This is a genomic window from Streptomyces sp. KL116D (assembly GCF_030766975.1).
GTDB lineage: Bacteria > Actinomycetota > Actinomycetes > Streptomycetales > Streptomycetaceae > Streptomyces > Streptomyces longispororuber_A.
Window position 1 is genome coordinate 288,277 of the sequence record NZ_JASERH010000030.1, and the last position, 21,326, is coordinate 309,602.

Sequence of the window (21,326 nt, forward strand, 5' to 3'; positions counted from 1 at the left end):
TACCCGCCGCACCGCGCCGCCAGGATCCGGCCACCACCCGCCCGCACCTGACGGACCCCAGGTCCGGCCAATTGTCACCGGCTCCGCGGACCCCCCACCACGGCCCGTCCCCGCCTACTAGTCTCGACACCAGTACGTCGATCGACCGAGGGTGAACGACACCGGGAGGATGCGGGATGACTCAGGGACGGCACGCCGACGCCGCCTCCTCCGGCCCGCCGTTGTGGGAGCGGGAATCCGAACTCGACGTCGCCGCGCGCGCGTTGGACGACCTGTGCGGGGACGCCGCGTCCTCCGGCAGCCTCGTCGTGTTCAAGGGCGTCGCCGGGATCGGCAAGACCGCGCTGCTCTCCCGCGTCAGCGACATGGCCGCCGGACGGGCCACCGTGTGGTCGGCCCGGGGCGGCGAGACGGTCACCTCCGTCCCCTTCAACGTCGTACGGCAACTGCTGCAGCCCGCGCTGCTCGCCCTCACCGAGGAAGAGGCCCGCGAATACTTCGGCGACTGGTACGACATCGCGGGCCCCGCCCTCGGGATAGCGGAGCCCACCGGGCGCCCCGCCGACCCGCAGGGCGTGCGCGACGGCCTCGTCGCCGCCGTGTCCCGGCTGGCCCGGCTGCACTGGCCCCTGGTGCTGCTCATCGACGACGCGCACTGGGCCGACCTGGAGACCCTGGAGTGGCTCGCCGCGTTCGCCGAGCGCCTCGACGACCTGCCCGTCCTCGTCGTGGTGGCGCAGCGCGACCCCGAGCACGCGGGCGCCGCCGCCTGCCTCGACGCGGTGGGCGCCGCCGCCCGGCCCGGCGCCACCCAGCTGCGCGCCCTCACCCCGGACGCCACCGCGGGCCTGACCCGCGCCACGCTCGGCGACCACGCCGACGACCCGTTCTGCCGCGAGGTCTGGGCGGTCACCGGCGGAAACCCGTACGAGACCGTCGAGTTGCTCGCCAAGGTCCAGGACAGCGACCTCCGCCCCGAAGAGGACTCCGCGGCCCAGCTGCGCGCCCTGAACAAGTCGGCGCGCGGCCGCGGACTCGTCGCCCGCCTCGAAGGGCTCGGCACGGAGGCGACCCGGTTCGCCTGGGCCGCCGCCATCCTCGGCACCCGGATCGAACCGGGACTCGCCGCCCTCCTCGCCGGGATGAACCCGGAACAGGCGGGCCGCTGCGCCGACCGGCTGCGCGCCGCGCGCATCCTGACCGACGCCACGTACGGCGACGCGGGCACGCTGGAGTTCGTCCACCCGCTGATCGCCTCCGCCGTCTACGACGCGATCCCGTCGGCCACCCGCACCGCCATGCACGGGCAGGCCGCCTGGGCGGTCACCGCCTCCGGGCACGGCCCGGCCGCGGCCTCCCGGCACCTGCTGGAGGTGCACCCCGACGACGATCCCGAACTCGTCGAGCAGAGGCGCGCCGCGGCCCGCGAGCACCTCTCCGTCGGCGCGCCCGAGGCCGCCCGCCGCTGCCTGGAGCGCGCCCTGCGGGAGCCGCCGCTGCTCGACGTGCGCCCGCAGGTGCACTACGAACTGGGCTGCGCCACGCTCCTCACCTCGCCCGCCACCACCATCGGCCACCTGGACGCCGCGCTCGACTCGGCGCCCGGACTCGTCGGCGACCTGCGCGTCGACGCCGTCTGCCGGCTCTCCCAGGCCCTGGTCCACAACGACCAGCTGGAGGAGGCGCTGCGCCTCATCGACACCGAGGCCGGACGGCTCGAACCGGGCCACGCGCGGCTGCGGCTGCAGGCCATGCACTTCATGTGGGAGGGCATCCACGCCGGCGAGGTGGACTCCCCGGGCCGCTCCCGCAGCCTCGCCGCGCTCGCCGACCAGCTCGCCGGCCGGGACAACCCGGAGCGGGTCCTGCTCGTGCTGCGCGCCTTCGACGCGATGACCCGCGGGGAGAACGCGGAGGAGGTCGTCGAGCGCTGCGACAAGGCCCTCGTCAACGGCCGCCTGGCGCCCGGCCTCGGCTGGACCGACCCCGAGTGGGGCTTCGAGATCCTCGCCATGCTCGGCAGCGCCTATCTCTTCGCCGACCGGCTCGACCGCGCCGAGAGCCTGTTCACCGAGGCCGTCCGCGAGTACGAGACGGCCGGCTGGAGCGGCGGCCACCTCGCCCTCGCGCACGCCTTCGTCGGCTACGTCCACCGCAGGCGCGGCCGCCTCACCGACGCCGAGGCGTTCCTGCGCGAGTCGCTGCGCCTCGCCGACCGCGTCGGCCGCGGCCTGCCGATGCACTGGGACGCGGCCTGCATGCTGATCGACACGCTGCTCGCCCGCGGCAAGGCGGGCGAGGCGATGGAGATCGCGGACCGCTACTCCTTCGGACCGCCCTACCCGTCCACGATCGTGCTGCCCGACGCGCACTCGGTCCGCGGCAGGCTGCTGCTCGCCACCGGAGAGACCGACGAGGGCGTCAACGAGCTGGAGGCGGCGGCCAAGGCCGCCATCGCCCGCGGCGGACACAACACGATCATGGCGCCGTGGGCCCTCGACCTGGCCCGCGCCCTCGCCGTCAGCGACCCCGGCCGCGCCGCCGCACTCGCCGCCGAGGCCCGCGTCCAGGCCGAGCGGTTCGGCACGGACACCGCGATCGGCGAAGCGCTGCGCTGCGCCGCCGCGTTGGAGACCGGCCAGAAGCAACTCACCCTGTACGCCAAGGCGGTGACGTACCTGGAGGCATCTCCCTGCGCGTACGAGCACGCCCTCGCACGGGTCGAGTACGGGATAGCCGGGCGCTCCCTGTCGGAGCTCAACCGCGGTCTGACGCTGGCCCGTTCGTGCGGCGCGGACGGGCTGGCGGCGCGGGCCAGGGACGTGCTGGAGACGGGCCGCGGACTGCGCTAGCGCGCGACCGGACCGACGCCCGGCTCAGCCGACGAGGCGCTCCAGCTCGGCGTCGAGGCGGCGCTGCACGGCCGGGTCGTACGCGTCCTCGTGCGCCCGTGCCGGACGCGGCCCGTCGAAGAACCGGCCGGTCGACTCGGCGCCCGGCGCCCCGGTGGCCAGCGCCAGGACGCCCACGGCACCGTCCTCGACGCTGCTCCACGGCCGGATCCCGGCGTCCCTGACCATCGCCGTGTCCATGTACGTCGCCGGGTGGACGACGTGGGCCGTGACACCGGTGCCGGACAGTTCGCGGGCCAGCGAGAAGGTGTGCGCGGCGAGGGCGAACTTGGCGCGGCAGTACGCCTCGGTGCCGTTGTAGTCCCGGGCGAGGCCCAGGTCGTCGAAGTCGAGCGGAGCCTGTCCGAGGGAACCGCAATTGACGATGCGGGACGGGGCGTTGGCGCGCAGCACGGGCAGCAGCGCACGGGTGAGCGCGACGGGCGCCAGCACGTTCACGGCGAACCGCAGCTCGTGCCCGTCGGCGCTCAGCTCACGGCCCGAGCCGCGCGAGCCGGCGCCGACCCCGGCGTTGTTGACGAGGACGTCGAGGTCCGGGTGGGCCGCGGCGACCCGCGCGCCCAGCTCGCGCACCTGCGTCAGCGAGGCGAGATCGGCGACGAACCCCTCGGCGTGCCCGCCGTCCTGCGCCGCGGCCCGCAGCTCCGCGACGAGCGCGTCCGTGCGGGCCCGGTCCCTGCCGTGGGCGAGGACGGTGTGCCCGTCGCGGACCAGGGCGAAGGCGAGATGCCGGCCGAGGCCGGAGGTGGCACCGGTGATCAGAAGTGTGGCCATGGGGCCAGGCTAGGCGCGCGGACGCCCCGTACCGGAGGCACAGTTGGTCCTACGCCTGCCGGGGTCACCCGAGACCCTCCTCGGCGAGGACCCGCTGGGCCGCCGCGAACGCGGAGTTGGCGGCGGGGACGCCCACGTACACGGCGCACTGCTGCAGCACCGCGCCGATCTCGTCGGGCGTGAGCCCGTTGCGCAGGGCCGCCCGTACGTGCATGGCCAGTTCGTCGTGGTGGCCGTGCGCGACGAGCGCGGTCATCGTGACCATGCTGCGCTCGCGCCGGGTGAGCGTCGGATCGGTCCAGATCTCGCCCCACGCGTAGCGCGAGATGAAGTCCTGGAACCGGGCCGTGAACGGCGTCTGCCGGTCCTGCGCCCGGTCGACGTGCGCGTCCCCGAGCACCTCGCGGCGCACCTCCATGCCGCGCCGCGCACGCTGCCCGAGGTGCGCGCGCAGCAGTCCGACGACCGCGTCCGGCCGCTCGGCGACCGCCAGGTGCGAGGCACCGGCCAGTTCGACGAGCTCGGCGCCCGGTACGGCGTCGGCGATCTCGCGCAGATGGGCGGGCGGGGTGGCCGGGTCGTCGCGGCCGGCCACGACCAGCGTCGGCACGGTGATCTCACCGAGCCGCCCGCTGATGTCGAACGCGGCGAGCGCGTCGCAACAGGCCGCGTACGCCTCCGGGTCGGCGTCCCGGTTGTCCCGCACGAGCCGGTCCACCCGGAACCCGGGCGTGAACCAGCGGGCCGGCGCCGTCTCGGCGACCCCCGCCGTGCCTTCCTTCCGCACGAGCGCGGCCCGCTCCTCCCAGGTCCTGGCCCCGCCGAAGTGCGCGGACGAACAGAACACGGCGAGGCTGCTGAGCCGCTCCGGGTGGTGCACGGCGAGGTACAGCCCGACGGCGCCCCCCAACGAGACGCCGGCATAGGCGAACTGACGGATCCCCAGGTCATCGGCGAGCCGAAGCACCAGCCCCGCGAGATCCCCGACGCTCGCCCCGCGCCCGATCAGCCCCGCGTCCGACCCGCCGTGCCCCGGCAGGTCCCACCGCACGACGCGGTGCGCACTCGACAACTCGGGGGCGACCTGATCCCACAACGCGTACGACGTCCCGAGGGACGGCCCGAGAAGAAGCGGGGGAGCGGAGGGCGAGCCCTCGGCACGGTGGTGGAGGAGCGGGGTGGGGGCGGCGTGGTTCATGGGTGGGCTCCAGGGGGTGGTGGGGTGGACAAGGGGAAGGGGGGAGGAGCCCCGAGGTGGGGCGGGAGGCTGCTCACCGGCGTGTCAGTGCCCGGTCCACCAGTGCGCCGGCCGCCCCGACGTAACGCGCCGGATCCATCAGTGCCGCCACGTCGACGTCCGCCAGGTCCGGTTCCTCGGCGAGCACCGCGCCCAGGTGTCGCCCTTCGGCCCGGGCCCGCCCGGACGCCGCGGCGAGCAGCGCCTTCGCCCGGCCCCGGCCGAGCAGCCCGGCCAGCTCCGCCGACAGCCGCTCCGAGACGATCGCCCCACCCGTGAGAGCGAGGTGGTCGCGCATCACGTCGCCGTGCACCACCAGAGCGGGCACCAGCTCGGCGACGTCCCGCGCCGCCCCGCCGACCACCCGCAACAGCTCGCGCAGCGTGGCCCATTCGGCGTGCCACGCCCCGGCCGGCCGCTCGTCCTCGGCGGCCGTCGACCCGTACAGCGTCGCGGCGAGACCCGGGGCGCGGCGGCCCGCCGCGGCGACGAGCGTGGCCCGCACCGGGTTGGCCTTGTGCGGCATGGCGGACGATCCGCCGCCCGTGCCCTCCGCCAGTTCCCCGATCTCGGTCCGGGAGAGCGTCAGGACGTCGACGGCCACCTTGCCGAGCGCGCCCGCGGTGAACGCGAGCGCGCCCGCGAGGTCCGCCACCGGCGTGCGCAGCACGTGCCACGGCAACTCCGGCTCCCTGAGACCGAGTTCGCGGGCGAACTCCGCCACCAGGGGCAGCGGGTCGCTCGCCCCGTACGCCTCGAAGGCGGCCAGCGTGCCTGCGGCGCCGCCCAGTTGGACCGGAAGTCCGCCCCGGACCGTCCGCACGCGGTCGCGGGCGTCCAGGACCAGGGAGCGCCACCCGGCCGCCTTCAGGCCGAACGTCGTCGGCACCGCGTGCTGCGTGAGCGTACGGCCCGGCATCACGGTGTCCCGGTGGGCGGCTGCGAGAGTCGCCAACTCGACCTCGTTACGCCCGAGTTCGGCGAGCAGGACGTCCAGGGTTCGCGCCGCGACCAGCATCAGCGCCGAGTCGAGGACGTCCTGGCTCGTCGCGCCCCGGTGCACGTACGGCCCGTGCTCCGCGGGCACCGCCGCCGTGAGGTCGGCGGCCAGCGGGATCACCGGATTGCCCCCGGCGCGGGCCCGCCGCGCCAGGTCCCGGACGTCGAAGGACGCGGCGACGGCCGCCGCCGTCACGGCGTCGGCGGCCGCGGAGGGGGCCAGGCCGAGCGCGCACTGCGCGCGCGTCAGCCCCGCCTCCGCGTCCAGCAGGGCCTGAAGGAACGCCGCGTCGGACGTGGTGGCCTCGGTCGGCGCGTCCTCGGTGCCGGGGTCGAACAGGGTCACGTGAACTCCAGGAAGACCGTCTCGCCCTCGCCCTGAAGGCGGATGTCGAAACGGTACGTCCCGTCGCCCTGCCTCTTGGCGATCAGCGTGTCGCGGCGGTCCGGAGCGAGCCGCGAGAGCAGCGGGTCGGTGGCCAGCGCCGGGTCGCCCTCGAAGTAGATCCGGGTGAACAGGTGAACGAGCAGCCCGCGGGCGAACACGCACACGCTCAGATAGGGCGCGTTGGCGCCGCGCGCGCCCGGCGCCAGCGTCCGCACGTACCAGTGCCCGTCGGCATCGGTCTGGCTGCGGCCCCAGCCGGTGAACTCCACGCCGTTGCGGCCGAGGTAGCCGCCGGTGGCCGGGTCGCGCCGGATCGAGCCGTCGACCCGCGGCAGCTCGCCCTCGGAGTCGGGGCCCCAGATCTCCAGGAACGCGTCGGGCAGGGGCGTGCCCGCGCCGTCGTACACGTAGCCGCGCACGACGACCTGGTGCGCGGCGCCGGCGGGCGCGATGTCCGCGCCCCCGGGGAACGGCAGCGCGTAGCCGTAGAACGGGCCCACCGTGTGCGACGGCGTGGGCAGCACGTTCGCCGGATCGGTCGTGTCGATCTTCGTCATGGTGGTCGCTCAGCGCCCTTCTTCGATCCAGGTGGCCTGCGGGCCGTCGAGCACGATGTCCCAGTGGTAGCCCATGGAGAACTCCGGCACGGACAGACCGTGGTCGTACGTCGCGACCAGCCGGGCCCGTGCCGCGTCGTCCGTCACGGACTGGATGATCGGGTCGTACGGGAACAGCGGGTCGCTCGGGAAGTACATCTGCGTCACGAGCCGCTGCGTGAACGCCGAACCGAACATCGAGAAGTGGATGTGCGCGGGCCGCCAGGCGTTCACGTGGTTGCGCCACGGGTACGGGCCCGGCTGGATCGTGGTGAAGTGATAGCGGCCCTGATTGTCCGTCAGCATCCGGCCCACGCCGGTGAAGTTGGGGTCGAGCGGCGCGTCGTGCTGCTCGCGCTGATGGGCGTAGCGGCCCGCCGAGTTGGCCTGCCAGATCTCCACCAGCTGGCCGCGCACCGGGCGGCCCCGCCGGTCGAGGAGGCGGCCCGAGACCGTGATCCGCTCGCCGATCGGCTCGCCGGTGTGCTGCCGGGTGAGGTCGTTGTCGATCTCGGTGATGTCGCGCTCGCCGAACGCGGGCGAACCGAGCTCGACCAGCTCCGGGTCCTTGCTGACGTCGATGGCGACCGGCGGCCGAAGAGGATGGCGCAGCGTGGAGGACCGGTAGGGGGCGTAGTCGCGGCGCGGATGGTGCTCGACCGGCGCGCCGTCGGCGACCCGCTTCTCGTACGCGGCGCGCTCGGCCGCGATCTCGGTGTCCATGTCGTGCTGGGTGAGCGTCATGGGAGTCCCTGACCTTTCTGGCTAACGTTCCAGGACGAGGGCGAGGCCCTGGCCGACGCCGATGCAGAGGGTGGCGACGCCGACCCCCGAGCCCTTGCGGGCGAGCTGGTGGGCGACGGTGCCGGCGAGCCGGGCGCCGGACGCGCCGAGCGGATGGCCCAGTGCGATGGCGCCGCCCTGCGGGTTGAGGACCGCCGGGTCGAGGTCCGGCCATTCGGCGACGCAGCCGAGGACCTGCGCGGCGAACGCCTCGTTCAGCTCCAGGGTCGACAGGTCGTCGAATCCCCTTCCGGCCTTGGCGAGTGCCCGGTTCACGGCCTCCACGGGCGCGAGTCCGAAGTAGTGCGGGTCGAGCGCGGCGACACCGGACGCGGAGACCCGGGCGAGGGGCTCGCACCCGGTGGCCGCGAGGCCCTCCTCGTCGACCAGGAGCAGCGCGGCGGCGCCGTCGTTGAGCGGCGATGCGTTGCCCGCGGTGACCGTGCCGCCGTCCTCGCGGAACGACGGCCGGAGCTTCGCCATCGCCTCCAGGGACGCGGTGGGGCGCACGCACTCGTCGGTGGCGACGACGACCGGGTCGCCCTTGCGCTGCGGGATCGTCACCGGCGCGATCTCCGCGTCGAACAGGCCGTCGCGCTGCGCCGCGGCCGCCTTGTGGTGACTGGCGAGGGCGAACGCGTCCTGCTGCTCGCGGGTGATGCCGTGCTTGTCGGCGACGAGTTCGGCCGACTCGCCCAGCGGCACCGTCCACTGCGGCTCCATCCGCGGGTTGACCATGCGCCAGCCCAGCGTGGTGGAGTACAGCTCGGTGTGCGCGGCGGGGAAGGGCCGGTCGCTCTTGGGCAGTACGTAGGGGGCGCGGGTCATCGACTCGACGCCGCCCGCGACCGCGATCGACGCGTCGCCGACGGCGATGGCGCGGGCCGCCTGGACGACGGCCTCCAGGCCCGAGGCGCACAGCCGGTTCACGGTCACGCCCGGCACGGACGTCGGCAGGCCGGCGAGCAGCCCGGCCATCCGGGCGACGTTGCGGTTCTCCTCGCCCGCGCCGTTCGCGTTCCCGTAATAGATGTCGTCGATCCGTGCGGGATCCAACTCCGGGGTGCGGGCGAGCAGTTCACGGATGGCGTGCGCGGCCAGGTCGTCCGGGCGGACGGCGGCCAGCGCGCCGTTGTACCGGCCGATCGGGGTGCGGACCGCGTCGACGACGTAGACGTCCTTCACCGCACACCGTCCCGGACCCGGACCGGCGCCGCGGTCTTCGCGACGACCTCCGCCACGTCGACTCCCGGGGCCGACTCCACGAGTTCCAGGCCCCGTTCCGTGACGTCGAGGACGGCGAGGTCGGTGATGATCCGGTCCACGCAGCCCTTGCCGGTCAGCGGCAGCGAGCACTCCTCGACCAGCTTCGGCGAGCCGTCCTTCGCGGTGTGCGTCATCGTGACGATCACCGTGCGCGCGCCGTGCACCAGGTCCATCGCCCCGCCGATCCCGGTGATCATCTTGCCGGGCACGGCCCAGTTCGCGAGGTCGCCCGCAGCGGACACCTGCATGGCGCCGAGCACGGCGACGTCGATGTGGCCGCCGCGGATCATCCCGAAGGAGAGCGCCGAGTCGAAGAACGAGGCGCCGGGCAGGACGGTCACCGTCTCCTTGCCCGCGTTGATCAGGTCCGGGTCGACCGCGTCCTGCGCCGGGTAGGGGCCGGTGCCCAGGATCCCGTTCTCGGACTCCAGGATCACCTCCACGCCGCTGGGCAGGTGGTTGGGGATAAGGGTGGGCAGGCCGATGCCCAGGTTCACGTACTGCCCGTCGCGCAGCTCACGCGCGGCGCGCGCCGCCATCTGCTCCCGCGTCCACGCCATCGTCACTCACTCACCGTTCGCTTCTCGATGCCCTTGTCGGCGGCCTGCTCCGGGGTGAGGGCGACCACGCGCTGCACGAAGATCCCCGGCAGGTGCACCGCGTCCGGCTCGATCTCGCCGGGCTCCACCAGCTCCTCCACCTCGGCGATGGTGATCCGCCCGGCCGTCGCGGCGAGGGGGTTGAAGTTGCGGGACGACTTGTTGAAGACGAGGTTCCCGTGCCGGTCGCCCTTCGCGGCCCGGACGAGCGCGAAGTCCGTGCGGATGCCGTGCTCCAGGACGTACTCGACGCCGTCGAACGCCCGGACCTCCTTGGGCGGCGAGGCCTTCGCGACGCCGCCGGACCCGTCGTAGCGCCACGGCAGTCCGCCGTCCGCGACCTGGGTGCCGACACCGGCCGGGGTGTAGAAGGCGGGGATGCCGGCGCCGCCCGCGCGCAGCCGCTCCGCGAGCGTGCCCTGCGGGATCATCTCGACCTCGATCTCACCGGCCAGGTACTGCCGGGCGAACTCCTTGTTCGCGCCGATGTACGAGCCGGTGACCCGGGCGATGCGGCCCGCCGCCAGCAGGACCGCGAGGCCGGACTCCATGGCGCCGCAGTTGTTCGACACCACGGACAGGCCTGTGGTGCCCTGCTCGTACAGTGCCCTGATCAGTACGTTCGGCACGCCGCTGAGGCCGAATCCGCCGACCGCCAGGGATGCGCCGTCCCCCACGTCGGCGACGGCGTGCGCCGCCGTGGCGACCACCTTGTCCATGTGTCCAAGACCCGTCTCTAGAACCATCAGGAATTGCTCAGCGCACTGAGCATTTCCGCAACGGGCCTCACGTTGCCACTGGGTATGTGAACCGTCAAGGGTCTACGATTGCTCAGTACACCGGCACAAACGCAGGGAGGGCCACGATGGCCGCGGTGGATCTGACCACCCATCCCGGGCATCTCGCCCGGCGGCTCCAGCAGGCGCACTACCTGCTGTGGAACACGATGGTCTCGGAGGAGATCACGTCCCCGCAGTTCGCGGTCCTGAACGCGCTGGTGGCCGAGCCGGGCCTCGACCAGCGCACCGTGGGCGAGCGGGTCGGCCTGGACCGCTCCACGATCGCCGAGGTGGTCAGCCGGCTGACCAGGCGCGAACTGGTCGACAAGGTCAGGGACCCGCAGGACGGTCGCCGCTGGCTGCTGCGGCTGACGGCGGAAGGGCTGCGCACGCACAAGAAGCTGACCGTGCGCACGGCCCGGATGAACCAGATCTTCCTGGGCCCGCTGAGCCCGGACGAGCAGACGGTCTTCTTCGACCTGATCCAGCGGGTCGCCGACGCGGCCGAGGGGCTCCGCAACCCGCAGGAGCCGGTGGCCGCGAGCCGCGGCTGACCGGGTCGCCCGCTCCTTCCGCTCCTTCCGCCTGCTCCTTCTGCCCCTGCTACTTCTTCGCGAAGACCACCCACACCGGCCCCGGCGCGAACGGCACCGTCTCCCCGCCGTCCGCCGCCCTGAACGTCGTGCCCATGCCCGCGCCCGGCCGCGCCCACCGCGTCTCGTAGGCCCGCCCGTCCCGCAGCACGACGGCCCGCCCCGAGCCGACGGTCCGGGACAGCGGCGACGTGTTGCCGAGCCGGTCGTGGAAGCGGGACGGCCGGACGTCGACGTACTGCACGACGACGGTCGCCGCGGTCAGCCGCCGCCCCTCCGCCGTCAGGGCCGCCCGCCCGTCCATGCCCACCAGCCAACGGCGCTGCCCCGCCGACCAGTCGAAGGAGAACCGGGCCGCGGGGAAGCGCACCGTCCTCGCCGTCTCGGCCCGCCCGCCGCGCGGGACCGCCGAGGAGAACCGGAACCCGGCCGCCGCACCCGCGTCCTGCCCCGCGGCCACACCGCCGAGCCTGGCCGGCCGCAGGTACAGGTTGTGCGGCGCGGGCTTGCCGCCGCCCCGGAAGTACGCGCCGTCCGCCGCGCCCGGCGGCACCGCGCGCAACGGCGCCGCCTCGATCAGCGGCCGCAGCCTGCTCTGCGCCCCCGAGTACGCGAGCGTCGGACGGCCGAACTGCCGCAGCAGCTCCAGATCCGTCTCCCGCGCGCTGCGCACCGGCCCCACCACCGCCGGGACGCGGGACCCGAAGACCGCCATGAGGCGGCTGAGCCCGCCCTCCACCTGCTCCGCGTAGACGATGTCCGCCGCGTCGAGCCCGGTCTGCGGCCGGGCCGCGCCCACGTTGTCGATCTTCACGGCGAGCAGGGCGGTGCGGCGCCCGGACGGGGTCGCCGGTCCGTTCCCGTCGCGCGGCTCGCACCCCGCTCCCAGCATCGCGAGCCCACCCACCACGAACGCACGCCTGCGTATCCCGTCCACGGCGACTGCATACCCAGCGGGCGACCGCGCTCACCCCCGTACCGCGTCAGCGCAGCACGTCCGCCAGGTCGAACTTCATGGGCTCGTCCAGCTGCGCGTACGTGCAGCTCTGCGGCGTCCGGTCGGGGCGCCAGCGCCGGAAGCGGGCCGTGTGCCGGAACCGGGCCCCGTTCTCCATGTGCTCGTACGCCACCTCGGCCACCCGTTCCGGGCGCAGTGCCACCCACGACAGGTCCTTCTTGCCGGTCCACCGGCTGGTCGCGCCCGGCAGCCGGGACTTCTCGTGCGCGGCCTCCTCCGTCCAGGCCGCCCATGGGTGGCCCTCGGCGGACTCCATGCGCAGCGGCTCCAGCTCGGTGATCAGCTCGGCGCGCCGCTTCGCCGTGAAGGCGGCGCAGACGCCGACGTGCTGCAGCGTGCCCGTGTCGTCGTACAGGCCGAGCAACAGCGAGCCGACGACGGGGCCGCTCTTGTGGAAGCGGTACCCGGCGACCACGCAGTCCGCCGTCCGCTCGTGCTTGATCTTGATCATCAGGCGCTCGTTCTGCCGGTACCGCAGATCGAGCGGCTTGGCCACGACGCCGTCCAGGCCCGCACCCTCGTACTGCTCGAACCAGCGCTGCGCCAGCTCGGCGTCGGTGGTGGCCGGTGCCAGGTGCAGCGGGGCGGTGGTGCCCGCGAGGGTCTCCTCCAGGCGGCCCCTGCGCTCGGTCAGGGGCGCGTCGACCAGGGACTCGTCGCCCAGCGCGAGGACGTCGAAGGCCACGAACGACGCGGGCGTGCGCTCGGCCAGCGTGCGGACCCGGGAGTCGGCCGGATGGATCCGCTCGGTCAGCGCGTCGAAGTCCAGCCGGCCGTCCCGCGCGATCACGATCTCCCCGTCCAGTACGCAGCGCTGCGGGAGCCGCTCCGCGAGAGCCGCGACGAGTTCTGGAAAGTACCTGGTCAGGGGCTTGGTGGAGCGGCTGGTGAGGTCGAGCTCGGCCCCGTCGCGGAACACGATCGCCCGGAATCCGTCCCACTTCGCCTCGTAGTGCATCCCGGCCGGGATGCGGGCGGCGGACTTGGCGAGCATCGGGCGGACCGGCGGCATGACGGGAAGATCCATGCACCGATTCTGACCTCTATCGACACTCATCGCCCGGTATGCGTGATACGTCCCTTCGGCCTAGCGTGGGCGCATGGGCAGCAAGGGTGCGGCAGTGGAGCTGGAGGCGGGCGGACGGACGGTGCGTCTGTCCAGCCCCGACAAGGTGTTCTTCCCCGACGGCGGGACGACGACCTACACGAAACTCGACCTCGCGAACTACTTCCTCGCGGTGGGCGACGGCATCGTGCGCGCCCTGCGGGACCGGCCGACGACCCTGGAGCGCTACCCCGACGGCGTGACCGGCGAGTCCTTCTACCAGAAGCGCGCCCCCAAGAACCTGCCCGACTGGATCCCCACCGCCACCATCACCTTCCCCTCGGGCCGCACCGCCGACGAGATGTGCCCCACCGAGATCGCCGCCGTGATCTGGGCCGCCCAGTACGGCACCCTCACCTTCCACCCCTGGCCGGTGCGCCGCGCCGACCCCGACCACCCCGACGAGCTCCGCATCGACCTCGACCCGCAGCCCGGCACCGACTACGCCGACGCCGTGCACGCCGCCCGCGAACTCCGTTCCGTACTGCACGACTTCGGCGGCCTGCGCGGCTGGCCCAAGACGTCAGGCGGGCGCGGCCTGCACGTCTTCGTGCCCATCGAACCGCGCTGGACCTTCGTCGAGGTACGGCGCGCCGCCATCGCCTGCGGCCGTGAACTGGAGCGCAGGATGCCGGAGTTCGTGACGACGGCCTGGTGGAAGGAGGAGCGCGGCGAGCGGATCTTCGTCGACTTCAACCAGACGGCCCGCGACCGCACCATCGCCTCCGCCTACTCCGTCCGCGCCCGCCCGCACGCCCCCGTCTCCGCCCCGCTCACCTGGGACGAGCTCGGCGACGCGCTGCCCCGCGACTTCGACATCCTCACCATGCCCAAGCGGTACGCCGAACTCGGCGACGTGCACGCCGGCATGGACGACGAGCGGTACTCCCTCGACGCCCTCCTCGAACTCGCCGACAAGGACGAGAAGGACCGCGGCCTCGGCGATCTGCCGTACCCGCCCGAGTACCCGAAGATGCCGGGTGAGCCCAAGCGGGTACAGCCGAGCCGGGCCAAGCACGAGGACTAGGGCCCGTCGTCGAACTCCCGCCGCGTCAGTCGGTGAAGCGGGTCAGGATGCCGCCGAGCGACTCGAAGCCGGTGACGCTCGGACCCCAGTTCTTCCCGTCCCACCACTTGTGCCACAGCGCCGAGTCCGTGCCCCGGACGAACACGTCGAGCCGGTTCTGCTCCCAGGACACGGCCGTCGGCGAGCTGGTGCAGATCCCGCCGAGCGATTCCCAGCCCTGGGCGCTCGGCCCCCAGGAACTCCCGTCCCACCACTTGTGGTAGAGCGCCGAGTCCGTGCCGACCGTGAACAGGTCGAGCCGGTCCGGACTCCAGGAGACGGCGGCGGGCGTGCGCTCACAGATCCCGCCGAGCGATTCCCAGCCCTGGGCGCTCGGTCCCCAGGAACTCCCGTCCCACCACTTGTGATAGAGCGCGGAATCGGTGCCGACCACGAAGAGATCGAGCCGGTTCTGCCCCCAGGACACCGCGACGGGTTCGCTCATGCAGATTCCGCCGAGCGATTCCCAGCCCTGGGCGCTCGGTCCCCAGGAACTCCCGTCCCACCACTTGTGGTAGAGCGCCGAGTCCGTGCCGACCACAAAGAGATCGATCCGGTTCGCGCCCCACGAGACGGCTTTCGGCTTGGTCATGCAGATACCGCCCAGGGATTCGAATCCCTTGACGCTCGGGCCCCACGCATTCCCGTCCCACCATTTGTGGTACGTCGCCGAATCCGTCCCGATGACGAAGACGTCGAGCCGGTCGGGCGCCCACGACACGGCCTCGGGCGCGCTGGTGCAGATTCCGCCGAGCGATTCCCAGCCCTTGGCGCTCGGTCCCCAGGAACTCCCGTCCCACCACTTGTGGTAGAGCGCCGAGTCCGTGCCGGTCACGAAGGCGTCGAGCCGGTCGTGGGCCCAGGCGAGGGTCGTCGGCGGGCTCGTGCAGATCCCGCCGAGCGACTCCCAGGCCTGCACGCTCGGGCCCCACGAACTCCCGTCCCACCACTTGTGGAACATCGCCGAGTCCGTGCCGATCCCGAACACGTCGAGCCGCTCCGACTCCCACGACACCACGGGCCCGGACGCCGGCGAGGGACCGTACATCGCGTGCACGGCGGCGACGTCGTCGGTGCTCAGACCGGTGCGCTGGCCGATGCCGGCGCCCTGCACCGTCGGCACGACGGTGTCCTGGCCGTTCTTGGAGAAGGCGTCCCGCGGGTAGTGCATGATCGAGCCGTAGTCGTACGCGCCGACGTCGTCCCCGTCACTGATGTGCTGGTCGAAGTTGTGCTCGAAGCCGGCCGTGATGTTGGCCCACACGATCGTCACGAACCGGTCCCGGTCCTCGCGGCTCTGCTCGTGCCACAGGCCGACCGCGTGCCCGATCTCGTGGATGGCGTTGCCCGTCGAGCAGCCGGTGCCCAGCGTGATCGACTGCGCCCCGCCCTGCCGTCCCACGAACGACGAGCAGCCACCGCCCGGCACGAACCGGACGAAGTCGCGGAACTGGGCGGAGTTGGCGGACGTGCGCCGCACGAACCGGATCCGGGTGCGGGACTGCCAGTGCGCGATCGCGTCCGTGACCCGCTGCTGGTTCGGCAGGCCCGCGTCGATCTCGAACGGCACGACGCCGCTCGGCCATCGGAACTGCCGCCCCGTGATCGGGACGGCCGACTGCGGGAGCTGCCCGTCCGACTCCACCTTCAATTCCGCTGTGTGGCGCTCCAGTTCGGCGACCGTGCCGAGCACGATGTCGCCCTCGAACATCGCGAGCCCGTCGATCTCCACGTACTGGACCGGCTTGATCTGGAAACTGACGCCGTCGATCAGCCCGGTTTTCACCTCGCGCGACGAACGGAATTCCCCGTGTCCTTCACCGTGTCCCTCGCCATGAACACGAGTCTCGGAAGCAGGCATGATTCATTTCCCCCTGGCCTTTTGGCTTCCCGCCCCTCTGTCAAGGGCGCTATTTTGCGGAAAGTAGTGGGGGTGCCACCGACCAACAAGGGCTGGGCGAGCGTATGCCAAACGTAGAAATCGCTGTCCGTCTCGCGCCCGGCGTCCGGCCGCCGGACACACCCGTGACCCTGCGGGTTCAGGTCGAGGAGATCACCGCCGCCGACGCGGCGGCCCGCGTCGTCTCCCGCACCACCGCGCCGGACGTCGACCTCGGCGGTGCGGCTCAGGTGACGCTGGCGGTGCCGGAGCCCGATCCCCGGGCGCGCTACACGGTGCGGGTGCACGCCGACGTCGACGGCTCGGGCAGCGTCGCGCCGGAGGACTTCGTGTCCGTACAGAGCAACCCCGTACTCACGCACGGGAGTTCGGACTCCGTGGACGTGGAAGTGCGGCCCGCCCGCTGAACGCGAACGAGCCGCACACCTACCTCCGAGGAGCCGTCACAGCTCCCTGATCCGGATGTCGCGGTACGAGATGACGTCCGTCGTGCTGTGCACCTGGAGCCCGATGTAGCCGGAGGCGTAGCGCCGGCCGTCGGTGCCCGGGTCGTCCGAGCGCGGCGGCTCGAAGACCTGGCCCGCCGTGTTGTCGAACTCGTTGATCAGTACGCCGTTGCGGTAGATCGAGTAGTGCTGGTCCACCACCTTGATCTCGTAGTCGTTCCACGTGCCCTTCTGGGTGACGCCCGCTCCCGCGAGCCCGACCCGGTCGAAGCCGTAGATCGAACCGGTCTTGTACATGTCGCCGTCGGGCTTGTCGAGCACCTGCACCTCGTGCCCGTACTTGATGGCGACCCACTCGGGGCGCGGCTCCTCCGGGTTGTCGTGCACCCACGGGAAGCGCACGAACACCCCACCGTTGGCGTTGCCCGTGCCCGGCGCGTCGTCCCGCCACTGGAGCTTCAGCGAGAAGTCGCCGTACTTGCGGGTCGGCAGCCACAGCATGCCCATGCCGGAGACGGTCGGGTCGCTGGTGATCGCGCCGTCACCGCTCAGCAGGAACTTGCCGCCGCCGACCTGCTCCCACTTCGCGAACGACTCCGGGGTGCCGTCCATGATCTTCCGGTAGCCCTCGGTCTGTCCGGGCTTGCCGATCCCGGACTGCTTGGCGGCGCGGTTGATCTTGTTGTACTCGCGCTGGTCGATGACGCCTTCCTTGAGCAGCGCGTCCGTGACCGTCTTCACGTGCTTCAGGAAGAGGGCCTGGGACGTCCACTCCTTCTCGTCCTCGATCAACTCGTTGATCCGGCACCGGTTGTTCGTGACCCGGTTCGGGATGCCGGTGTCGACCGTGCCGACGATGACCGTCAACCGCTCGTCGAACTCCGGGCAGTTGGGGGCCGGAACCCCGCCGCCCGACGCCACCGCGAACACGAAGGTCTGCGCGGCCGAGGTGTTCCCGGCCTTGTCGCTCGCCCGGTACGCCACCGAGTGCGCGCCCACCCGGTCCACCACCACGGGGGCGGTGTACGCGAGGTACGGGCCGCCGTCGAGCGAGTACTCGACCTTGTCGACGCCCGACGTGTCGTCCGTCGCCGCCAGCGTCAGCTTCGCGCTGTTGACGTAGGCGCCGTCGGAGTTCTTGTCGCCGCCCACCGTGAGCGAGACCGTCGGCGGGGTCGTGTCCTGCGGCGGCGTCGTCACCACCGTGAAGTCGACGGACTTCTCGGCGGCCTGGTTGCCCGCCTTGTCGCTCGCCCGGTAGCGCACCGTGTACGCGCCGGCGTCGTGCACCATCACCGGGGCGGTGTACGGCTGCCAGGCGCCGTCCGCACCGACCGCGTACTCGATGGCGTTGACGCCGGAACCGGTGTCGGACGCGGTGACCGTCACGGTCGCCATGCCGACGTACGCGCCGTCCGCGTTCTTCTCGCCGCTGACCGTCGCCGACGTCTCCGGCGGGGTCTTGTCGTCGGTCGGCGGTGCGACCACGGTGAAGTCCAGCGACTTCTCGGCGGAGGTGTTGCCCGCCTTGTCGGTCGCCTTGTACGTCACCGTGTGCGCGCCCACCTGGTCGACGACCACGGGCGTCGTGTACGGCGTGTACGCGCCGCCGTCCAGCGCGTACTCGATCCGGTCGACACCCGAACCGGCGTCGGTCGCGGCGACGCTCACCGAGGCCGAACCGATGAAGGCGCCGTCGGCGTCCGTCTGCCCCTCCGCCTTCGCGGAGGTCTCCGGGGCCGTCGTGTCGTCGGTGCCGCCGTCGGTGACGACGAGGATGCCCTGCATCGACTCGTGGCCGGGGATCGAGCAGTGGAAGCGGTAGCGGCCGGGGGAGAGCGTGACCTCCACCGAGTGCTTGCCGCCCTCCGCGTCGAACGGATTGGCCAGGATGTTCAGCGGCACGTCGTTGTTGTACTCGGGGTCCGACACGTCGAACGTCAGCGTGTGCGGCATGCCCGTCGTGTTGCCGGTCGCCGCGCTGTTCTCGAAGACGATCGTGGTCTTGCCCGCGACCGCCGTCGTCGGCGCCGACGCGTACTTCGTGATGTCGTCGCCGGCCGTCCAGGTGAGCACCTGGTCGGCCGCCGCCACGGGCGCGGGAGCCGCGCTCGCGGAGGGCAGCGCCCCGAGCCCGAGGACCATCAGCAGGGCGCCGAGCAGCGCGGTCAGGAGTCTGTGTCTGCCGTGGATGCGATGTCTGCGCATGAGGTCAGCCCTTCCTGGCCAGCTGATCGGCCGCCGGGGTCGCCTCGCCGCCCGTGTAAGTGACTCTCCACAGGGCCGACTTGGCGTCGGAGGTGAAGAAGCCGCGCCCGTAGTCGAGGACGTACAGCGCACCGTCGGGACCGAACTTCCAGTCCATCAGGTTCTTGATGCCGTCGTTCCCGATCGGGACGATCTTCTTCAGCGACTCGGAGTGGATCGGGATCGATCCGTCGCCGTGCGTCTTCGGATCGGTCAGGACCGCGTGGCGCGGCTGGTCGGAGTCGTAGAAGTCACCGACGAACCACTTGCCGTCCCAGTAGCTCGGCCACTTGTCCGCGTTCGGGATCGCCGCGTCGTACCGGTACACCGGTCCGTCCATCGCGGCCTGGCCGCCGCCCTTCAGCCACGGCAGCAGGTACGTCGCCTCCTCCTTCTTGTACGAGGGGACGCCGTTGGCGTCGCGCGGATAGTCCGGGGCGCCGCCCTGCGGCGAGTACCAGATGTTGTTGCCGGTGACCGGCGGCAGGTTCACGAGACCGTCGTTGTTCGGCGACTCGTTCTTCGGGTGGTCGCAGTCGTACCAGCCGAGCGGCTTCGTCGGATCCGGCAGGTTGCGGTCGCGGTAGGGCTGCTTGTTGCCCATGCAGTACGGCCAGCCGCGGTTGCTCGCCTTGGTGATGACGGCGAACGTGTCGTACTTCGCCGGACCCCACGTCGTCGACGGCTCGCCGGCGTCCGGACCGACCCAGCCCGCGTAGAGCGTGTCGGTCTTCTTGTCGATCGAGATGCGCGCCGGGTTGCGGACGCCCATCACATAGATCTCGCCCCGCGTCTTCCCGCCGCCCTCGGCGGTCTCCTTCCCGGTGAAGAGGTTCCCCTCCGGCAGCGTGTACGTGCCGTCGGCCTCCGGGTGGATGCGCAGGATCTTGCCGTTCAGGTTGTTCGTGTTGCCCGCGGTGCGGCGCGCGTCCGCGAACGAGACGCCCTTGTAGTTCGGCTGCGGGTTGTTGCCCGAGTAACCGTCGCTGAACTGTGAGGAGTTGTTGTCACCGGTCGCGATGTACAGGTTGCCCTTGGAGTCCCAGGCCATCCCGCCGCCCGCGTGGCAGCAACTGTGCACCTGCACCGGCCACTTGAGCAGCACCTTCTCGCTCGCCATGTCCAGCTTGTTCGTGGTCCGGTCGAGCGTGAAGCGGGAGACCTGCCGCACGGCCATCTGCTTGTCGCGGTCGAGCCCCGAGTGCGGCGTGTAGTGCAGGTACACCCACCCGTTCTGCTCGAACTCCGGGTCCAGCTCGATCCCGAGCAGCCCCTCCTCGACCTTGATCAGCTCGTCGCCGCCGCCCTTGTTGCCGAAGACGGTGAGCGCGCCGGCCTGGGTGACCTTCTTGGTCTTCGGGTCGTAGACGTGGATCTCGCCCTTGCCCTTGCCGATGTCGGGGTTGTTCCAGTCGGTGATCACCGGCTGCGAGGAGTCCGCGCCGCCGCGCCCGATGTAGAAGATCCGGCCGTCGGGCGCCGTCACCAGGCCGTGCGGCTCGCCGATCTGGTCGTTCTGCCCGGGCTGGTTGGGCTGGGTGAGACGCTCCGCCTTGTAGTTGGAGTTGATCGCGGCCTTGCAGTCGGCGCGCACGATCCGCGACGTCCACAGCAGGGCGCCGCGCAGGTGGTCGCGGAAGTCGACCTCGTCGTACGAGGCGACGGTGCCGCCCATCCCGGTGTAGAAGGACCGGCCGCCGTCGTAGTCACGGCACCAGCTCACCGGGTGGTCCGCACCGTTCTTGCTGTCGCCGGGCTTGTACGTCGACTCCCGCACCCGCGCGACCGTGTGCACGTCGCCGGACGGGTTCTTCACCCAGTTCAGCCACTGGTCGGGGCGCTTCCACTGCACCGGCAGGTCCTTCGTCGCCGGGTGCTGCCGGTCGCCGACCTCGACCGTCGCGCGCTGCACGTCGGTCGGCGAGGAGGCGGCGGGCCGGGCCCCGACCAGACCGGTGAACCAGTCCGAGTACGGCTCGGCGCGCGCGGCGTCGTGGATGCCGACGAAACCGCCGCCGGCCTCCATGTACGTCTCCAGGCCGGCCTCCTGGTCCGGGTCGAGGACGTCGCCCCCGCCGGTCAGGAACACGACGGAGTTGAACCGGCCCAGCTTGGTGGCGTTGGTGAAGACGGAGGCGTCGTCGGTCGCGGTGATCGTGAACCGCTGCCCGGCGGGCCCCGAAAGACCGATCTTCTCGATGGCCTCGATGCCCGCGTTCACCAGGGGCGATTCGTCACCGCCGGCCGCGGACCCGTAGAACACCAGGACCCGCACGTTGGCGCCGCCGGGCGGCGACGGCAGGGACATCGTTGTCAGGCCTGGTTCGGGCGCCGGTCGCGCGCTGGCGGCCGGACCGCTGAGCAGCCCGGCGGCCACCGCGGTGGTGGCGACCCCGACCGCCCAGACCCGGGCACGTCTGCGTCTGCTCGCTCTGAACTCTCGTACGGGCAACGGCTTTTGATGCGGTAACCGCCGCATGTGTTCACCCACCCCTCATCGGACACAGCAACAGCGCGGATGAAGCTAGACCTCTTTTCATGGCTCGCCAATAGGTTGGACCGCAATGGCACAAACTTTGTCCTGAGTGTGGATAAACGAAGATCCTCTGGCTACGGTG

17 protein-coding genes are annotated in these 21,326 nt (G+C 72.1%); 4 read left to right on the plus strand and 13 right to left on the minus strand.

What is annotated here, in order from left to right:
• The first annotated feature begins 176 nt into the window (after window positions 1-176).
• Window positions 177-2,852: an AAA family ATPase gene (locus tag RBJ77_RS11455; protein WP_372344901.1), complete on the plus strand. Its 2,676-nt coding sequence runs from the start codon at window positions 177-179 to the stop codon at window positions 2,850-2,852.
• A gap of 24 nt (window positions 2,853-2,876) precedes the next feature.
• On the opposite strand, the gene RBJ77_RS11460 is transcribed toward RBJ77_RS11455, so the two are convergent.
• The 8 genes from RBJ77_RS11460 to RBJ77_RS11495 form a co-directional block, all read right to left on the minus strand.
• A complete protein-coding gene (locus tag RBJ77_RS11460; RefSeq protein WP_372344902.1) occupies window positions 2,877-3,686 on the minus strand; it encodes an SDR family NAD(P)-dependent oxidoreductase in 810 nt (269 codons plus the stop codon).
• A 64-nt stretch (window positions 3,687-3,750) separates the two neighbouring features.
• On the minus strand, window positions 3,751-4,884 hold the full coding sequence (gene pcaD, locus RBJ77_RS11465) for a 3-oxoadipate enol-lactonase (protein ID WP_372344903.1): 1,134 nt from the start codon (window positions 4,882-4,884) through the stop codon (window positions 3,751-3,753).
• 73 nt (window positions 4,885-4,957) lie between these two features.
• Window positions 4,958-6,268 (minus strand): 3-carboxy-cis,cis-muconate cycloisomerase, encoded by a 1,311-nt coding sequence (pcaB, locus tag RBJ77_RS11470; RefSeq protein WP_372344904.1) that lies wholly within the window; start codon window positions 6,266-6,268, stop codon window positions 4,958-4,960.
• Window positions 6,265-6,867, minus strand: a complete 603-nt coding sequence (gene pcaG, locus RBJ77_RS11475; RefSeq protein WP_372344905.1) for a protocatechuate 3,4-dioxygenase subunit alpha — start codon at window positions 6,865-6,867, stop codon at window positions 6,265-6,267. The genes pcaB and pcaG overlap by 4 nt, the downstream gene beginning before the upstream one ends.
• 9 nt (window positions 6,868-6,876) lie before the next feature.
• Window positions 6,877-7,650: a protocatechuate 3,4-dioxygenase subunit beta gene (pcaH, locus tag RBJ77_RS11480; RefSeq protein WP_372344906.1), complete on the minus strand. Its 774-nt coding sequence runs from the start codon at window positions 7,648-7,650 to the stop codon at window positions 6,877-6,879.
• Between the two features lie 21 nt (window positions 7,651-7,671).
• Complete coding sequence (locus RBJ77_RS11485) at window positions 7,672-8,874, minus strand: acetyl-CoA C-acyltransferase (protein WP_372344907.1); 1,203 nt, start codon at window positions 8,872-8,874, stop codon at window positions 7,672-7,674.
• Window positions 8,871-9,515, minus strand: a complete 645-nt coding sequence (locus tag RBJ77_RS11490; protein WP_372344908.1) for a CoA transferase subunit B — start codon at window positions 9,513-9,515, stop codon at window positions 8,871-8,873. Before RBJ77_RS11490 ends, RBJ77_RS11485 begins: the two co-directional genes overlap by 4 nt.
• A gap of 2 nt (window positions 9,516-9,517) precedes the next feature.
• The gene (locus RBJ77_RS11495) at window positions 9,518-10,273 is read right to left on the minus strand and encodes a CoA transferase subunit A (RefSeq protein ID WP_372344909.1); all 756 of its coding nucleotides are present in this window, start codon (window positions 10,271-10,273) and stop codon (window positions 9,518-9,520) included.
• Window positions 10,274-10,419: 146 nt separating this feature from the next.
• On the opposite strand from RBJ77_RS11495, the gene RBJ77_RS11500 reads away from it, so the two are divergent.
• The gene (locus tag RBJ77_RS11500; protein ID WP_372344910.1) at window positions 10,420-10,887 is read left to right on the plus strand and encodes a MarR family winged helix-turn-helix transcriptional regulator; all 468 of its coding nucleotides are present in this window, start codon (window positions 10,420-10,422) and stop codon (window positions 10,885-10,887) included.
• Between the two features lie 49 nt (window positions 10,888-10,936).
• Here RBJ77_RS11500 and RBJ77_RS11505 read toward each other — a convergent pair whose 3' ends face one another.
• Window positions 10,937-11,818 carry a DUF3048 domain-containing protein gene (locus tag RBJ77_RS11505; protein WP_372344938.1) on the minus strand — a complete coding sequence of 294 codons (882 nt, stop codon included), beginning with the start codon at window positions 11,816-11,818 and terminating at the stop codon, window positions 10,937-10,939.
• A 91-nt stretch (window positions 11,819-11,909) separates the two neighbouring features.
• Window positions 11,910-12,971 (minus strand): ATP-dependent DNA ligase, encoded by a 1,062-nt coding sequence (locus tag RBJ77_RS11510; protein ID WP_372344911.1) that lies wholly within the window; start codon window positions 12,969-12,971, stop codon window positions 11,910-11,912.
• A gap of 73 nt (window positions 12,972-13,044) precedes the next feature.
• Here RBJ77_RS11510 and ligD point away from each other — a divergent pair, with 73 nt between their 5' ends.
• Window positions 13,045-14,076, plus strand: coding sequence for a non-homologous end-joining DNA ligase (gene ligD, locus RBJ77_RS11515; protein WP_372344912.1), 1,032 nt, complete (start codon window positions 13,045-13,047; stop codon window positions 14,074-14,076).
• A 25-nt stretch (window positions 14,077-14,101) separates the two neighbouring features.
• On the opposite strand, the gene legP is transcribed toward ligD, so the two are convergent.
• Window positions 14,102-15,901 carry a Dot/Icm T4SS effector Zinc-dependent metalloprotease LegP gene (legP, locus tag RBJ77_RS11520; protein ID WP_372344913.1) on the minus strand — a complete coding sequence of 600 codons (1,800 nt, stop codon included), beginning with the start codon at window positions 15,899-15,901 and terminating at the stop codon, window positions 14,102-14,104.
• A 239-nt stretch (window positions 15,902-16,140) separates the two neighbouring features.
• On the opposite strand from legP, the gene RBJ77_RS11525 reads away from it, so the two are divergent.
• Complete coding sequence (locus RBJ77_RS11525; RefSeq protein WP_372344914.1) at window positions 16,141-16,422, plus strand: hypothetical protein; 282 nt, start codon at window positions 16,141-16,143, stop codon at window positions 16,420-16,422.
• A 36-nt stretch (window positions 16,423-16,458) separates the two neighbouring features.
• On the opposite strand, the gene RBJ77_RS11530 is transcribed toward RBJ77_RS11525, so the two are convergent.
• Complete coding sequence (locus RBJ77_RS11530) at window positions 16,459-18,669, minus strand: OmpL47-type beta-barrel domain-containing protein (protein ID WP_372344915.1); 2,211 nt, start codon at window positions 18,667-18,669, stop codon at window positions 16,459-16,461.
• A gap of 4 nt (window positions 18,670-18,673) precedes the next feature.
• On the minus strand, window positions 18,674-21,187 hold the full coding sequence (locus RBJ77_RS11535; protein ID WP_372344916.1) for a ThuA domain-containing protein: 2,514 nt from the start codon (window positions 21,185-21,187) through the stop codon (window positions 18,674-18,676).
• Window positions 21,188-21,326 lie beyond the last annotated feature (139 nt).

Coding starts and splice junctions, on each gene's coding strand:
- RBJ77_RS11510 (WP_372344911.1), bottom strand. CDS start 12,971: ATGGATCTTCCCGTCATGCCGCCGGTCCGCCCGATGCTCGCCAAGTCC.
- pcaH (WP_372344906.1), bottom strand. CDS start 7,650: ATGACGCTCACCCAGCACGACATGGACACCGAGATCGCGGCCGAGCGC.
- ligD (WP_372344912.1), top strand. CDS start 13,045: ATGGGCAGCAAGGGTGCGGCAGTGGAGCTGGAGGCGGGCGGACGGACG.
- pcaD (WP_372344903.1), bottom strand. CDS start 4,884: ATGAACCACGCCGCCCCCACCCCGCTCCTCCACCACCGTGCCGAGGGC.
- RBJ77_RS11530 (WP_372344915.1), bottom strand. CDS start 18,669: ATGCGCAGACATCGCATCCACGGCAGACACAGACTCCTGACCGCGCTG.
- RBJ77_RS11500 (WP_372344910.1), top strand. CDS start 10,420: ATGGCCGCGGTGGATCTGACCACCCATCCCGGGCATCTCGCCCGGCGG.
- RBJ77_RS11505 (WP_372344938.1), bottom strand. CDS start 11,818: ATGCTGGGAGCGGGGTGCGAGCCGCGCGACGGGAACGGACCGGCGACC.
- RBJ77_RS11535 (WP_372344916.1), bottom strand. CDS start 21,187: ATGCGGCGGTTACCGCATCAAAAGCCGTTGCCCGTACGAGAGTTCAGA.
- RBJ77_RS11460 (WP_372344902.1), bottom strand. CDS start 3,686: ATGGCCACACTTCTGATCACCGGTGCCACCTCCGGCCTCGGCCGGCAT.
- RBJ77_RS11455 (WP_372344901.1), top strand. CDS start 177: ATGACTCAGGGACGGCACGCCGACGCCGCCTCCTCCGGCCCGCCGTTG.
- RBJ77_RS11495 (WP_372344909.1), bottom strand. CDS start 10,273: ATGGACAAGGTGGTCGCCACGGCGGCGCACGCCGTCGCCGACGTGGGG.
- pcaG (WP_372344905.1), bottom strand. CDS start 6,867: ATGACGAAGATCGACACGACCGATCCGGCGAACGTGCTGCCCACGCCG.
- RBJ77_RS11490 (WP_372344908.1), bottom strand. CDS start 9,515: ATGGCGTGGACGCGGGAGCAGATGGCGGCGCGCGCCGCGCGTGAGCTG.